The sequence below is a fragment of the Borrelia sp. A-FGy1 genome (assembly GCF_014084025.1).
Classification (GTDB): domain Bacteria; phylum Spirochaetota; class Spirochaetia; order Borreliales; family Borreliaceae; genus Borrelia.
In genome coordinates, this window is the sequence record NZ_CP043690.1 from 1 (window position 1) to 17,174 (window position 17,174).

11 protein-coding genes are annotated in these 17,174 nt (G+C 23.1%); 10 read left to right on the forward strand and 1 reads right to left on the reverse strand.

The window, feature by feature from the left end; all coding sequences use genetic code 11:
• Positions 1-994: 994 nt before the first annotated feature.
• Positions 995-1,348, reverse strand: coding sequence for a hypothetical protein (locus F0310_RS04995; protein WP_182117872.1), 354 nt, complete (start codon positions 1,346-1,348; stop codon positions 995-997).
• A gap of 1,140 nt (positions 1,349-2,488) precedes the next feature.
• On the opposite strand from F0310_RS04995, the gene F0310_RS05000 reads away from it, so the two are divergent.
• The 10 genes from F0310_RS05000 (at position 2,489) to F0310_RS05960 (ending at position 15,818) form a co-directional block, all read left to right on the forward strand.
• Positions 2,489-3,130, forward strand: a complete 642-nt coding sequence (locus tag F0310_RS05000; RefSeq protein WP_182117873.1) for a hypothetical protein — start codon at positions 2,489-2,491, stop codon at positions 3,128-3,130.
• Positions 3,131-3,158: 28 nt separating this feature from the next.
• Positions 3,159-3,845 carry a hypothetical protein gene (locus F0310_RS05005; protein ID WP_182117874.1) on the forward strand — a complete coding sequence of 229 codons (687 nt, stop codon included), beginning with the start codon at positions 3,159-3,161 and terminating at the stop codon, positions 3,843-3,845.
• Positions 3,846-5,343: 1,498 nt separating this feature from the next.
• Positions 5,344-6,144, forward strand: a complete 801-nt coding sequence (locus tag F0310_RS05010) for a hypothetical protein (RefSeq protein ID WP_182117875.1) — start codon at positions 5,344-5,346, stop codon at positions 6,142-6,144.
• Between the two features lie 681 nt (positions 6,145-6,825).
• On the forward strand, positions 6,826-6,948 hold the full coding sequence (locus F0310_RS05955) for a hypothetical protein (RefSeq protein ID WP_476577996.1): 123 nt from the start codon (positions 6,826-6,828) through the stop codon (positions 6,946-6,948).
• Between the two features lie 3,067 nt (positions 6,949-10,015).
• The gene (locus F0310_RS05015; RefSeq protein ID WP_182117876.1) at positions 10,016-10,723 is read left to right on the forward strand and encodes a hypothetical protein; all 708 of its coding nucleotides are present in this window, start codon (positions 10,016-10,018) and stop codon (positions 10,721-10,723) included.
• Positions 10,724-11,069: 346 nt separating this feature from the next.
• On the forward strand, positions 11,070-11,675 hold the full coding sequence (locus tag F0310_RS05020; RefSeq protein WP_182117877.1) for a hypothetical protein: 606 nt from the start codon (positions 11,070-11,072) through the stop codon (positions 11,673-11,675).
• A gap of 22 nt (positions 11,676-11,697) precedes the next feature.
• Positions 11,698-12,237, forward strand: a complete 540-nt coding sequence (locus tag F0310_RS05025; protein ID WP_182117878.1) for a hypothetical protein — start codon at positions 11,698-11,700, stop codon at positions 12,235-12,237.
• A 12-nt stretch (positions 12,238-12,249) separates the two neighbouring features.
• Complete coding sequence (locus F0310_RS05030; RefSeq protein ID WP_182117879.1) at positions 12,250-12,840, forward strand: hypothetical protein; 591 nt, start codon at positions 12,250-12,252, stop codon at positions 12,838-12,840.
• A 1,704-nt stretch (positions 12,841-14,544) separates the two neighbouring features.
• A complete protein-coding gene (locus F0310_RS05035) occupies positions 14,545-14,751 on the forward strand; it encodes a hypothetical protein (RefSeq protein ID WP_182117880.1) in 207 nt (68 codons plus the stop codon).
• Positions 14,752-15,680: 929 nt separating this feature from the next.
• Positions 15,681-15,818: a DUF787 family protein gene (locus F0310_RS05960; RefSeq protein WP_182117881.1), complete on the forward strand. Its 138-nt coding sequence runs from the start codon at positions 15,681-15,683 to the stop codon at positions 15,816-15,818.
• Positions 15,819-17,174 lie beyond the last annotated feature (1,356 nt).

Here is a 17,174-nt window from a genome sequence, read left to right on the forward strand (position 1 = left end):
TTTATTAGAAACAGCAGTTCACTTATGCATCACAAAAATCTTTTAGGGATTGCTATGAACTAAATAATCAGATTCAAATATTAACTACTAGTGCTAGCATATAAATGAAATTAAGTAAATCCATAGATGTATTATATATTAAAATTTCTAATTATTTTGACAATATTTATTTAAGGATAGTTAAAGCTGTAGAAAAGCTATATAGGATTTTGGATAAACTTAGAGCAGCCTTTGGGATATGATTATATGAATAAAAACATGTATGAGAATAAGTAAATGAGTTTACTGCTTTAAAAAGATTTTTATATATTAATAATTGAGTGTTTTAGGAATTGTTTACTAGATATCAGAGACTTTAAAGAATAATCTTAAAGTCTTTTTTATATTTTTATATATTTATGAATAATAACTTAAATTTATAGTTAAAAAATATTTTTAACAAAAATTATTTATAATAATAAAAAATGTTAAATTTTAAGTCAAAGAGATTTTTAAAGAATTCTTTTTATGACTTATATCTATAAGAAAAGGACTGATATTTATTATTTTAATTTCAGTTTTTATTTTTAAGTTTAATCAAAGAAATAATGATGTTAAAGTTAGATAGTCAAACTTAAAGGTCGATAAAAAGTAAGGATAAAGGATAATCCGTTCAATAAAAGAAAAATCCAATAATTAATCTTTTAACAATTCGTTTGATAAAATGATTAATTAATAGTTTATTTATATTTTTATAAATTATAATTATTTTTTTAATAAATTGAGTCTTTATAAAAGTTATTCTTTATAAAGGTTTTATTTTTAATGAAAGTATAGACTTTAATTTAAGATAAGTTATAGGGAGACAATAAAGATAATTTTATTGTCAAAAAATTATGCTTGCTAATAGCTTTAAAAAAGGGTACACCACTGGTACCCACAAATAAGATTTTAAAATAAACATCTTCAAAGGTGTTTTTATCATCTTAAAACAAAAGCTTCAATAGCTTATGCCTTAAACTTTTTCTTTTATTTTTCCCTTAATTTTATCAAATGTTTCATTGAAGCTAGATTCTGTTAATTCTAATGATTTAAGGCCTTCTATAAACTTTTTCTTGCTGGTATCGTCTTTTGCTGCAATCTTTAAAGTCATAGCTTTTAAGAAGATATCTTTCTTATCGCCTAAATCATTAAGTACTTTTTCGATTTCAGTTTTGTCGTACTCTTTTTGGGCTTCAGTAAGCTTATGTTTGTCATTAAGGTAAGCTATAATTTCATCTGTTGTTGCTTTTTCTGTTTTAGTATAGTCGTGATTGCAAGCTACCAAAGAAAATAAAGCTAACAAAGTTGTTAAGATAATTTTTTTCATTAAACATTCTCCTTTTATTATATCAATATGGATATAATAGTTTATATATTTTTGTTAATGATACCAGTTTTATTTAAAAAGTGCAAATATATTTTAAATATTTATAAATAATAATTATTTTGATAAACTTAATAATTATACAAGGGATTAATAAAATTAGTAATATAAAAATGGTAAAACATGTATTTTAAAACCAAATATATTAGATTAAAATGAATAAATAGATAATATAGAATTTAAATAATAAACCTCTCTTTCTTTTTTTAGATATATAGTAAAGGTAACTAGTTATGTTTTATTTAACTTTTTTTTTCAAGTCTGAAATTAATTATTGTATTTTTATTTCTGGATTTTTAAAATTTTTGTTTTATTAATTAAACTAGATATCTAAAATCAATTAAGTGCTGTATTCTTGAAGCTACTGCCATTATTACTTTTATGCCTATTTTACTTTTATTGTCTATAACTTTTATTTTAATTTTTACAGTCCTAATTTTAGTGAAAATAGATATTGTTTTATGTTGTCCTTTACTTGTTCCAGGTATATTATATCACGCCAATGGATATTTTTGTATTGAACTATAGTTTAGAATATGTATTTTTATCATTAATCTTTTACCTTCAAGTTCTAATTATCTTGCCTTTAGTTTTTTCAAATAACACAACTTTATATATGGGATAAGCTATGGTTTAATTTAACGAGATTTATTGATATCAATGTTTAACCTTTGTTTAACCTTTCTCCTTTAAGTTATAGTACAAGACTGACTTTAGGCTTTTAATACTTACTGTTTTAGCCTTAATCCATATTAAATCATTTAATGAGAATAAAATAGTTATAACTTTTAATTTTTAGTTTCTTTTATCTTTTTGTATTTTCTGCTCCTGTTTATTATAGATAGCTTTGTGTAAAGATTGTGTAAAGTAATTGGGGGTTTTTAAATATTTTTACCTTTATCTAGTGTTATTTAAGGAGCTAGTTTAAATAATTTTGATTATATATAGCTGATTAATATCTTGATAAAAATCTGTGTTTTATTCAGATTAAATTTAGTTAAAAAATATTGGAATTAAATATTAAGGATAAATTTTGTGTTGAGAAACAATCGTATAAAAATTTTTTTGTATTACATTTAGAAAATGAGAAATATATTTTTAAGCCTAAGTTTGGCTATATTATTTATTATTTTATTAATCTTTTTCTTACTTATTTTAATTGTATATGGATATGATATTAAATATTATATTAAATATTCTATTACTCCCTCAGAAGAAATTGAAATTATAAATCAAAGCAATACAGATGCAATTAAGTTTAAGATTTCTTTAATAAATCATTTAGGCTCTGTTGCTATTGTTTATGATTACTATGATTATAAAGATCCCAATAATAAATTTTATTTAGATTTTAATATTATAACAGACAAGAATCCTCTTAATCTTTTAGGTGTTTTCCTTAATGGTTTTGCTATTGAGCCTGAGATTTTGCTTAAATCAAATATAGGGCTAAAATTTGAAGAAGATCAGTATATTTTGAGTTTTGATGACTCAATAAAAAAGACGGGTTTTTTTGTTGAAATTGGCTCTCGGGATGAATATTTGAAGCTATCAGAGTTTGCAAAGAATGAGGGGATTAAATTTTATGTTAAGTGTATAGTGAGAGATACAGGTGTTATAAGGGATATTTCTTTTAACTTAAGTATGGAAAAAGGTAGAAAATTTTTTGACCTTATTGAGGAGTATGGTAAGACTGTTAAAGGATTCCTAGAATTCCTGAATTGATTTTGGAAAAAAGTTTGAAGGAGAACAAATGAGAGTTATTAGATATATTTTATTAGTAATTATTAAATATATTTTATTAATAATATTTATCTTTTTTTGTTTAATCTTTATTGGACTGCTTGTCATGGGTTTTTCATATAGCTCAAAAAAGGGTGAATATTATTCAAATGGTACAATAAATAGTGTTATTGTGAGAAAATCTTATTTTAAAGAATTTGATTCTGGAAATATTAAGAGTATTCTTTTTAAGAAATTAGATGTAAATGTAGACTCTAAAATTTTTAAGGAATTAGATGAAATAGGTAAGCGAAATCTGATAGATTCTTATCCCCTTTATCACATGGAGTTTGTTATAGTTGATAATGGTTTTTTAATGAATTTTAAAAATGTCATTTTTAATGGAATAGAAGCTAGTCTATATAAACAACATCATATGCTTGAACCAGCGTTTGAATCTCCGAATTTGGCTTATTTCCAAATTGGAAATTATGATGTTAAGACTAATGATATGATGCAATATTCAGTACGAGTAGTAAATGTTTTCAAGATTACATTTAATAATGCTTTATTTAAAGCTTTATTAAAACAAAAGATTTTAAAATTTACTTTAATTGCTAATAATAATAAAGAATATACTTTAAGAGTTGATAATTTTTTATCAAAGTATGATTTTCAAACATCAGTAAAAGAACAAATAAATTTTGTTAAGAATTAGGGATGATTAACTTTAAATTGAATATATAGTTATCTTTTCTTTTTTAGTATACCTTTTATCTTGGTACACTTTATTTATCTAAACGTAAAGTCAAAAGGTATAACTAGTACTTTAAGACAATGGGAGAGTAATAGAATAAAATTTATGCTATTTATAGAAAATAATAAACTTAAAATTTAAGAAAAAATGAAATCTTTATATCTAATGCTTAGAATTTGATTTTTAAAAGTACTAAACTTTTACTAAAATTAGAACATAACCTTATAAAAGATTAGCATTATAAAGAAATTATATTAATACATAAATAATAAAGACAAAATAAGGGCAGTTAAAATGAAAAGTTAATATTGTATTTTATAGTGATTAGTCTATAGGTTTTCTGTTTTATAATAAAGAAGAGGAGTACTAGAAGAATTAAAATTAAGAACATAATAAGATTTTGATAAGTTGGTAAACAAAATAGCTGTGAAATTAGTAGAAACACCAAAATAAAGACAGAAGAATAAAAGTTTAGTTAATATAATCTAAGAGATATATGAACAAGAAAAGGATCTAATTCATATGAGACTAGATTTTAAATTTAATATTCAAAATAGAAAGGGAAATTATTTGAGGAATATATATATGAAATTGTTAAGGATAAGAAATATTTATATAACAATACTTAGTGGATTGAGAACATTTGTTTCCCTTTTAATGTCCGGTGTAAGAGTAGCCTTAATTTTGTTCAGATGATCGATAATTATACAATTTTTGTAATTTTAAATTATAACTATAATTTTATTAAAAATTTAAATGATTTGCTTAAAGTTCACTTCTGCTCCTTAAATACGTAATAAAAAGAAGTTTGTTATAGCATACTAGGCTTGTTAAAGTTTTTGGGAAAGATTAACAAGGCAGTTTTAGAAAACCGCATAAAAGAAGATAACTTGGGTATAATTTTAAATTATAAATTGACAAATTTCAAACAGAATAAAATATTTTGATTTAAGAATACATGATATAAAGGGTAAATCAGGTTATTTCTGATTTAAAATCATTTATAGAATAATAAAAGGTTTAATAAAACTCTTGAGGCTCAAATAAGGTGGTTGAAGATAAATAGAATAATGCTTCACAATTAAAAATAACGTTGAATAGAAATACTAAAAAGATTACTGCTTTTGAAAAAATATAAAAGTTAAAAAAACAGATACGACTGGATTAAATAGGATTAAATACAGAACTTTAAGGTAAGAGCATAAAGAATTAGGAGTGTAGTTAGTTAAAAATAATAGAAATAGTAAATCTTTGAAATTTCAAGTTAAAAAACACTTATATTGTTTTCTTTTATTAGGATTTTATATTATCAAATTAAAAAAATATAATATTAAAAAAATATAATATTAATTTTTTAAAATACTAGATTTTTTTATAATTAGTAATTATTATTAATATATATTATTATAAATAGATATTAATATCTAATGATATTAATAAAACAAAAAAGGAGAATAGAGTGAAAAAAATTAATATTATGTTTTTTTTAATATTAGCTATAGCTTTTCTAGCTTGTAAACAGGAGACAGCTGTTTCAGAAAAAGAGGAAGAGAAAACAGTTACAGGTGCAAAAGAAACGGAGGAATTTAAGAAAAAAATAGAAGCAGGAGTAACAAAAGAACTTACAAAAAGAGAAAATGCGGCTACTCTTGCTGAATTAAAAAATGAAATAAGTAAATATAAAAAAGAGATTGATGATGCAAAAGCAGGATATGAAGCTACAACATCAGGATCAAAGAAAGCGATAACTATTCCTGCAGAGGTAACTGATGTTACTAGTTCAGATCTGGAAATGATTTATTCTGGGTTAGGTTATGATAATAATACTATTGGGAAATTACATGATTCAATCGTAGCCTTAAATATTAGTTCTGGTAAGACAGATGAAATAAAATTTGCAAATGGTGTTTTGAAGCTGCTAAAGTCTATTGGTAAAGATACTAAAAATGTATTAGAAGTGTATTTGGGAGATACAGGCAGCTTGAGTAAAATTGAGAACGACAAGGCTAAAATGGAAAGTGCTAAAATTAAAGTGAAGGAATTTATTGATGCAAGAAAGACATTAATAACTGCTCTTAGAGCTCAAATAGGAGCAGCAGAAACAGCTAAAAGTAATCCTTCAAATCTTAAGACAGAATTAGAAAAGATTTCTGATACAACTCCTAATGTTAGTTCATCTTCTGCTAAAGGATACTATTGGTCTAAATATAATAAAGAAGTTAAAGCAAAGGCAGTAGAAATTGGAGACTTAGTTAAGTAATTTAGAATTATTAGAATTAAAAGATAAACTTAAGGGCCATTTTTATGGCCTTTTTTGTTAGGATTTTCTATTATCAAATTAAAAATATAATATTAATTTTTTAAAATACTAGATTTTTTTATAATTAATATTAATATATATAATATATATTATTATGATTAGATATTAATAAAACAAAAAAGAGAATAAAGTGAAAAAATTGACATTTTATTTTTTCTAACATTATATCGTTATATTATTAGTTATAGTTTTATTATTTTTTATTCAAGTAGATATAGATAACAATAATAGTAGCCAAAAAAATATCATAAATAATGTTAGAAAGAACAGGTGTTATCTAAAAAATATAAATACCCCGATTGTTTTCATTTGAATCATTCAAATCTAAGGGTATATATGATAGCCTATTGACTCAAGGATCATTTGAGGTTTTTATTAGCTATAAAGTAGAAATTCCTAAAGAAATAAGTACTGTAGAATCGCAGATTTATCTACAATTAAATATATTTCATGTTGTAATAGAGAATTAAATAAAGAATTAGACAATTCAATTAAAGCATTTTAACTTGGAGTATTTCTAAGGTAGAAGAAATAAAAATGGTTATGACAGATTCATTTTTCTATTTTTCCTTTAAGGGATTACTAATAATTTGTTGGATAAGTAATTAAAAAAGTCAAATCTTGGAAAACTTAGGGGGCGCAAAGAATAGAGAATTTCTAAGTTTTATTCAGCATTGTCATGCATTTATTGATAATAGAAAGAAATTAATGGATGATCTTAAAAAGTATACAGAATTGGAATGATCGAAGATAAGTAATTTTTCAGATTTTAAGACATGATTTGAAAACATTGTTGACATAGTTATTAATATTACTACATCTGACATAAATGAATATTGTGTGAAAAATAATTATTAAATTAAAATAAAGTTAGATAGTATTGAGAATTTATTTAATTAATAACTAAAATTAAAGTCTTAGAAGTAATAGAAAGAATATAAGTAAATATCTTCTGTTATTTTTAGCTTTATTTAGCCCTTTAAACAATTTTTAATATTTGTGTACTTTTTATGATAATAATTTTTAGTTATATTAGAAACTTATTATAAGTTAAGTGATAATATTAATTATTATTGAATGATAATAAAGAAATAAAAAGCTACAATTAAAATTAAAGAACATCATGTTGTATTTTAATTTTAATTGTAACTTTTGTCTTATAGCCAATTCCAATATTATTTGATGAGCATTAGACTTAAAATTAAGAGATGTCAACAAAATAAGAGATTTCTTCTAGCCCAGAGAAGCCATTAAATCAATTAATATCATCAAATATGAGTAAAGTAGAGCTTTTAGAAAAATAGAGTACCATAATGGTTTTCCAAGGATAATAGAAGAGAAAAATAAAGAAACTTATAAAACATAAATTTGAGATTAGAAAAATATTTAGATGTACTAGTTGATCTAGAGAAAAAATTTGCGGTAGAAGCGAATAAATTTAACCCATTCGAAAATAAAATAGAAAGACCAGTTATCAAATACATTAATGAAGTTTGGATTAATATAGGATGTATTCCAAGATTAGATCATGATATTGTTAAGTCTGGAAATTTATACTATTAAATTAATAAATTAAATCTTATTTTTATAGAAAAAGAGAAAAACATGTTTTGCTTTATTTGTACTTTATTGTTATATGTTTTTGTGTTATAACGGTAATATCACTACAAATAGCAATAGAGGAGCTTATCTAGATAAAGTTAATGATCGGAAACATAGGGGCTTGAAGTGTTAAATCTCTGAAATTGATGTTTCTATAACTAAATTTATTACAATAAAGTATGAATTAGTAGAGGGCCTAAGGCTTGATTATTAGCAATTAAGACTAATGAGAATCATTCTACAAAATATTAATGCAGTCTTAAGAAAATTTAGATAAATTTAACATAATCAATGAATCTTGTGAAGCCAGGTATGATTTATATAGAAAGTTTTTCATTATTAGGCAAGATAAATTTATAATTTTATTAAAAATAAGAATTATTTTTTAGATTGTTGAATAAAAACTCCAAAACAAAAATGTTAAATTAAATAATAGAATCGAAAAAATAGGCTATGACTAGACTATATTAAAAAAACAATAGTTAATTATAGAATAGTTCTTATAAATAAAAAGATCTGATTTAGGATAGAAGAATTCGGGAAAGACAAATTCTTTTTAAACAAGTAAATACTATTTTACTATTTCCAACTTAAAAATTAGAGGTAAAGTTTATACAAAACTAAGTCATTGGTATTGATTTAATAAAAAGATTTAAACGAAAAATTAGGTAGTTTAATGAGGTGATAATAAGAATGATTTAAATGTTCCAAATTCACTCACTTATTCTACAAAATATTTAGTATTGCTTATTACATTGATCTTGACTAGAATTTTATTCTAGGTATTTGAACAGAATAGATGTGTTTGAACTTTGTAAAAATAAATAAACTAGTAATTTTATTTAAAATAATGTTCTATTAGTAAAATGTATGCAATCTAAAAGTACTTTGGTAACTAATGTTAAAGTCGAACTTAAAGTAATTGCAATGCGCAATGAGACTAATAACAAGAATAAAATATCAGAATTAGTGAAAATTGTCGATGCTAAATAAGGGTATTGGAAAATATGTAAGAAATTTTTCAAAAAAAGAATTATCAATTAAGTAAATTTTAAGAGTAGTAAGAAGATTGTATCAGCTCTCTTTTTAAATTAATACAAACATAAATATTTTAATTTATATCATATTAATGATAGATATTATAAGGTTTGTTGGCTAGAAATTTATCTTTTAATTTTATAGTTGCTTTATATTTAAAGACAAAGGAATTCAAGTATTTTAGTTTATTATTTTTGCCATGTCTTTGTTGCCTGTGAATTTATGAAGAAGAAAAATATAAAATACATAAGTATGTTGTTTTTGTTAATGAGTACTTTTTAGTCTTAATAAATAAGAACCTTTAATTTATAAGGAAGTAATCATATAAATTAAATCTAGTATGGTCATTTAGATAATCCTTTATATAAAGCTAAAATAATCAAGATAGCTGAAGAGAATATTTCAGATATTTAATAAGAAATGATTATTCAGGTGGAATATATTTATGAGCAAGAGGGGTATCATTTATAATTTTAAATTAAAAAAGAAAATAAAAGCTTCAGGATTTGGAAATGTTTTAAATATATTATTAAAGTTAATTTAAGGAGGACAGGGAGGGTATTCAACTGGAAAATATAGAGAAAAAATTCTTTGGCCGGCGCTAAGAAATAATAATTCTAATTATTTTAAAGTAAAGGATTTAATAAAACTTTATGAAAAAGACGGTTTGTTTAGTAAAGAATTTGCCTAGAAGTCAGATCATTAAGAGTTTTATTGGTGGTGGTGTGGGGATATTCTGAATGATAGTAGGTACTATTTCTAAAGTTAGAATTGCTTTTACTATTGCAATTAAGATTGATGATCAAATAGGAAAATTTAATTAAATCTTTAATGTTGTTGTTGATGGCAAAGATAAGAATCAAACTTTTTTGATTTTATTATTTTAAATAATTAAGGTATATTCAAAGAAATTAGTAAATTATGTTCCTAATTTAGCAAGAAATTAAAAATTAAAATAAAAGTTAAATATAAAATATAAGAAGAAATAAAGATTTAAATAAAATATATAGTAGCAAAAAATAGTATTAAATTCATTATAAGAGTTTAATACTACTTCTTGCTACAATTATTTGAGGTTAAATTTAATTTTATTTATAAGTATTATATGTATAAGTATTGCTATATAATTAAGGTTATTACTAAATAAAGTAAATGTTTGAAGGAGAGGAAAATGAAATATGTTATTGTTTTATTTATATTTTTAATTGTTTTCATATTTAGTTGTAAATTATGTGGGGGCATTAAGGATATTGATAATGTAGCTAGTTTACTGACAGACGGGCAAAGAAGTACTTTCATGAATTTAAATGATATTAATAATAAAGAGAAAAAAATTAGTTCTTTAAAGGAAATGTTAGGAAATTCTAGTAACGTTCTTTATGGGAATGGAAATAGTTCAGTTAAATCTAGATATGAAGAATTATTTAGATGGCTAAAAGAAAATGATTCTGATTATTCCAAAAGGAACCAAATAGAGTCTTCTATAGATAAAGTATTTAGCTTGATTAAAAGCAGTGCCCCTAATTCCACAGAAATGAAAGAAATAATTGAAAAAGGTCAGGATGATGAAAATATTGTTAAATCTGGGATCAAATCTGTTATTGATATTAAAACGGATACTCAAGTAGAGGCTTTAGTTAAATTTATTACTGGTCCTGGGTCGGAGTTGGATTTAAATGTTGGAAGTAGTGTCATAAAGTTCTTTTTTGAAGAATTAGTGCAGGTTTTTGATAATGCTCTTTATTATGCTGCGAATGGCAAGAAGAATGAAGATAAAAAAGAAAGAACAAATGATGATCTTTTTCAAGATTTTATAGAAGTGTTTTCTGATAAGCCTGATAGTCCTTTTGTAATTTTGAGAGATAGTCTTTTAAACTAATTAAATAATAAAATAATAAAATAATAGTTTAAGCAAAATTTAAGTAAAAGGTATAAGTAGTTTGTGATTTAAGAGTAGATTTTAAAGTAGTTAATGTTTTGTTTTTATCTTTTTGTGCCGTAAAGTTTTAGATTTTACTTCTAGGATAAGATATTTAATGATATATTAGATCTAATATTTTAGAATAAAGCTTAATTAAAGAGTTTAAAGTATTTTGGTCTAGTAATTTTCAGGGATAGATAATATAATAAGTGTATAATGTTTGTTTGGTTAAAAACTTAAATTATATAATAGTTTATTATTGTAAAGTAAAGATTTATTTTATTAAATTCTATAAAAGATGTGTATGATAGATAAAGAAGAAAGTTCTACTTATTTAAGTATTAGAGATGCTGTTAATATAGCTAAGAAGTTAGAACAAGTAGCTTTGGGTATTGTATCGACTATTGTTACCAAATTAGATAAGATTTATGATACTCATTCTTTAAATGATGTTAAATATGAAGCTGATAGAATAAAGGAGAAGGTTGAGATTGTTGTCGCTATTACTTCTAGGCTAAATAAATATCTTTTATTTTTAAGAGATAAATTGGCTCAAGAAATTGATTATTTGTTTATAATTCAAATTACAGATAACATATTAGACTTATTTTATTGGATTAAGATGAATTTTCATACTATGGATGATATTGAAAGAAGAATTAGACAAGGATTAAGTCATACTTATAATGAATTTGAGCTTATAGAGGAAGTTGAGGAAGAAATTAGAGAAACAGAAGATTTGGAAAAAGCTAAGATTTTAAGCGAGATACTTGAGATTTTAAAGTCAACTTTATCTGCAGATAAGGCTTTGATGCAAGTAATACATATGTCAATTAGAGCATCAGTAGAGCTTGCTATGCGAAAAATTGATAGTGTTATTCAAAATAATATTAAAGTTAAAAAGTATTGACATACTAGGAGGTACTTAATTTATGAGAGTAGAAAATATTTTTTTGATCTTGTTATTTGTGTTAAGCTTATTTATATCTTGCAAAAATTCATATAAAGAATCAGATAGAGTTGTATTTGAATATTATAGCAATAGTAGTTATGGATCAATTAATTTAAATTTAATTAACGGCTATAATTCTTTTTCATTGAAATATGACCTTTATAGTGGACATGCTAAGATAGAAACACAGTTTGAAGGCGAAAATGGCCTTTTGGTAAGGGATATAAATTTGGCTGGAAGCAGTATTTGTATTTTATCTGACAATGACAAGACAGTGTATAAACTTGATAAACTATGGGGAGCAAGCGTTGATATTGATTTTGCTAATTGTGTGGGGACTTGGAAAGAATTAGCAAATAATACTGGTGAAAAAGATTTGTATTTTTTCTTTGTTACTGTTAATAAAGAAAGTGGTCTTGAAAAAAATTATGATTTTAAGGTTAGTACAAGAAATTTGATTAGTTTTATCGAATCTGTTGAACTTGTAAATATTAATCGATTTTCTACTAATGTTGGTTAGTGAGGTATTTTTATGAGATTTATTTTAATAATTTTTAGTATGTTATTGCTTTATGTTTCAAATAAATCTTCGGTATCCGCAGGTGTTTTTGAATCTTGTAATAGTTATTTTTGTTATAAAACATATGAAGAAAGGTTTAACTATGGCAATAGCATAAGAAGTGTTTCTTTTAAAAAGCATTTTTTTAATAAAGAGGGTAAAGATAAGATTTCAGATTTAGAATATAATTATAAAAATAATATAAATAAGTCTTATCCTTCTTATCATTTTGAGTTTAAAATATCTGGAGAGAAGAGAATGCTTAACTTTAAAAATGTTATTTTTGATGGGTTAGAGGCAGATATGTCAATTTTTGATATAACAGAACCTAGTGTGCAGCTTGGACTTATTAAGGATTTTCATATAGGCTCTGTTGAGCATAATAAAAACCTTTTAGGGATTAGCTTTCCAATAGAGGTAGATAATACTTTTATTGTTTATCTTAAAGGTGAGTTTGTTGATAAACTTAAACAAAAAGATAAGATTAAGATTATTTTAATAGCTCATGATGATACAGAATATGTAGCTGAAATTTCCAATTTCTTAAAAAAATATGATTTTTAGTTGAATTTAATAAGATAGCTAAGATTTGAATAAGTTTATAGAAAAGGAGAGCAATGTCTGGAGTTATTAAAGGAATTCCTTTATTATTTGTTATTATTTAATTTATTAATAATTTTTTGTCAAGAGTCTATTATAGCTTGTAACAGTTTTATTTAAATTAATAGAGAATATTCTGTAAAATGATTCTTTTTTATAAATTTATCTTTATTTGATATTAAAATACATTTATTTAGTCATATTTTTTATTTAAATTTTTAAATACTGAATGTTAATGATTAGAAGAATGAAGTACATTTTAGTGTTTTATTATTATTGAGCTATAAGCAATATAAATAAAGAATTTACTAAGAAAGGAATTAATAGTAGTGAAAATAAAAGTGAAAGTTTATTTAATGATGAGAGCTGAAATTCAGATTTAAGCAAGGCAATAAATAGAATATCTTAAGAGATAGATTAAAATGATATCTAAAAGGTGAGTTTTAATTTTATTAAATAAGGTTTAGAGATTAATTTAAAATTAATAATCTTTTATAGGTTATACAGAAAGAGAAAGTTAGGAATGATTTTATTACATATATTACCAATAGAAAGTTATACTGAAAAATATGCTGATATTATTAGAAAGATGGTTTTAAGATAATAAAAAGGTATTTAGAAGACTACAGTAATAACTTTAGATGATTTTAAAGGTCAAACAAGTAGTTATTATAACATTGATAACTGGTATAGATAGTAACTAAATAATCACAAGAAGAGTAAAGTAAATTAAATACTAATAACTTTGGTAATATTTAGGCAAATGGTTTTAAAATAGTGTGTTAACCAACTTATAAGAATTAAATTATTACTTTAAAACTTTAATATTTTAGATATTGTGCTATACTTACTTAGGTAAGGGGATAAAATATTTCAAGTTTTTAAAATAAGGAGTGTTTTTTAAGTAGTAAAAGGGGTTGATAATTCTATTCTTTTTATATGCATAATGACTATAAGGTTTGCTTTGGTTATGTATTATAAAATTTGTTGAGTTTATTTTAATTTTGCATATGGGTGTTTATTATATTTATTTTTGTGTTGTTAATTAAGTTTAGCTATGATATTCTTTTGGTAGTAATGTTAATTGTAATAACTAATAAAAAGAAATTCAATGCGACCCTAAAAGTATTTAAATAAAATAAGCAGTAAGCAATTATGTTTATTGGCTTGTTATGTTTTATTCTACATTCTTCTCATAAGAGTTCATGAATAGATATTTCTACTCATGAGCTCTTTCTTGTTAAGTCAAGGAAGAGAGGCATATAAGGTAAAAATAAGAGTTGCCTAAAATAAATTTGATTTAATAAAAATGATACACCTTTAACATGATTAAATTTAATTTTTTTAAAAAAACAATATATTTCAAATATTTTAGATTCTAGCGTTAAGATAAATTCTTTTGAGTTTTTAGGAGGACATTTATATTTTTAGAAGTTGCAGTCAATGGTGCTTTTTATATTCTTATATTAGTTTAAAAAGCGCAAATTTTACTTTTGGCTTACTTAACTTATAGTTAAAGTTTATATGAGCTTTTCTTAAGTTTTGATAAGCTATGGGTTTGATTGGGTTAATTATATTGTATGTATTTAAGAAACATACAACTAAGTCTTTAGATGACAATTTAGGTGCTAATGATTAACTTTCTATTGGGAGCTTAATATTTAGACTTTGCAAAAGCTGCAGGATAGTATTTATAGTGATTTTATTGAATATTTGTGGAAAGATGGTATTGACATTTTAATAAACAGGAATAAAATCTTAATATATGAAAATTTTTATTACTTATTAAAAGTGTATAAGTCTGTTTATACAAAAACTTTTCTTTTAGGTATTTGTATATTGGAACAGAGATATAGAAAAGATAGAGTATTATAATAAAATTTTTATTTTATAAAAATGAATAACTAGTTGGTATTATAGGTTGGGATTATAGAGGTTTATCAGGACAATAGATCTCAGATTAATGATTTTTAAGATAACATTGTCTTTATGATGTTAATGAGATTTTATTTGTACTTATTGTATTTTATTGTGTAATTGAATAGTATAATGGATGTTTTAGTAATGATGCAATATTTTTATTACATGTGAAAATCAATTTTAGATTTAGTAAAGTAAAAAATTTGCTTTTTAGAAGTGAAAATTTAATTTGATTAAATCAAAAATTTGTGTTACTAAAAGATTTTTGATTAGAAGGTTTAATAAACAAATCAATAGATTAGGTGTCTATTGCAAATAATGTCAAAATATTTATATTCATTTTGTATATTGTTTTTGTGCGTTGTGAAGAATTTGATTTTTTGTTCTTGATCTTAATTTTAATGATATTAATTTCAGAATTAGTTTTCTGGATTTTATATTAATGGCATTATTGTAAATGAGAATTTTATACTTAGACTTAAAATAATTTAAAACTAGAAATTAAATGCATAAAGTTTTAAGCTTAGTAGGATAAATTATATTATAGATACTAAAATTACTTATGATTAAAAAAGAATAGTTTTTAATTGATAAATTTGATATTTATTTATGTTTATTTTAAGATATATTTAAATTGCTAAATAAATGTAACAAGCAATTTATATAACATATGAGCTTTAGGATTTTCAACATGTGAGACAGAATCAATTTTGGGTTGAATAAAATCTACATGCTAAACACAAGATAAGATATTTAGAGAAATCATAATTTGTATTGAATTAAAGGGGGGGGGTAATAGTGAAGATTACAAAAAGAAGAATTTTGAGACACATAAAAATATAAGAATCTTTTAGCTAAAGTTTTTTTCTTTCTTTGAATAAGAAATCCTTAGCTCCCTTGATTTTTATATCTATAAAGCTATTAAAGAAATAGCTAAATACTTAAGGAATCATATGCATACTTTTGTGATATTTTTATGTGAGTTAGTAAATCATTTACTAGGAAGTGAAATGAATCTATAGAAAATCTATATAAATTTGATAGTACCTTCAATTAAGATCAAGGGCTTATCAAGTAGTTAAAGGTTAAAGGTATTTAAGATTGATAATCGTGATCTTTTTATGTGAGGGTAGTGGTAGAGTGGTAGTATAAGATATCAATCATCAAAATTTCACTCTATAAATCCTTGTGAGATTACATTAAAGGCAAATCTAATTTATTATTTAAATTTAATTAATCTGTTGAGAACAAAAATATTAATTTTTATCCTCTATTTAACAAAATATCAAGGGGGAGGGGAGATAAGTGTTTTAATTTAATGGAAGTATTATTTCGTACAATCTAATTTATAAAACCTTTGCATATTATCTATTAAAAATAGAAGTCATTCATGAACTCATTCATATTTGTATTCTTAATACTAGTCAAAAATAGCAAAATTTAATCAGTTATTAAGGACATAAATAATGTTTGCAGGCAGACTTTGAGTGTTTTAAGGATATAGAGATGAAAATTTTATAATATCTTTTCAAGCATTAAACTTGAATTTAAGTTGAGTAGTGGATGGGCTTTTAATATTTATTAATTCGTTTTAAATGTAGAGATAGTTTTAAAAATATAGTTTTAGTTTTAAATATAATATTAATAATTAATTAAAGAGGAAACTTCTTAATAAAAATACTTATTAACTATATTGAGATTTTAGATTTTTAGGTGTCTAATAGATAGAGGTAATTTAAATATTCAACTTCTTTTTATATCATTATAGCTACTCAAGCATGGAGGAAAGGAATACGTTATAATCCCTAATTCATGAAATCTGTATGGCCAAATATATATTCAGCTTTTAGATATTACTAGTTTATTTTACTATAAGATTAAATAAACTTAAACATGGACAATTTTGATCTAATGCTTTAAAATTTGAGGAGCTTAAATTATTAACTTCAGTTGCCAAATAGGGTTTAAAGCTTATTTAAAATAGTATAATATTGCATTTTTATTGAAGTGGTAAGTAGAAGTTATACAAATGTAATTGTAATCTAATTTTATAATGCATTCTATTGATTATTGAGTTGAAAGGATTAGATTTTGTACAAGTTAAAAATTTTAGGTAAAATATGAAATTTATGATGTAAGAGTGAATTTAACTAAAAATAACAAAGAATTTTTACATATAGTTTCTATGAAGTTTAGTTGGAGACTTATTTAGCAAATAAATAGATTTAGTTTGATTTTAAATATACTTTTTAATGGTATCTCTGAGGCTTTTTCCAGTGACTTTTTCCAGTAGATCTAAGACAATAACTTGTAGAGCAAAAATAAAGTTTTAGACAATACTTAACTAAATAAGTAGAATATTTTTTTACTTAGTAGCC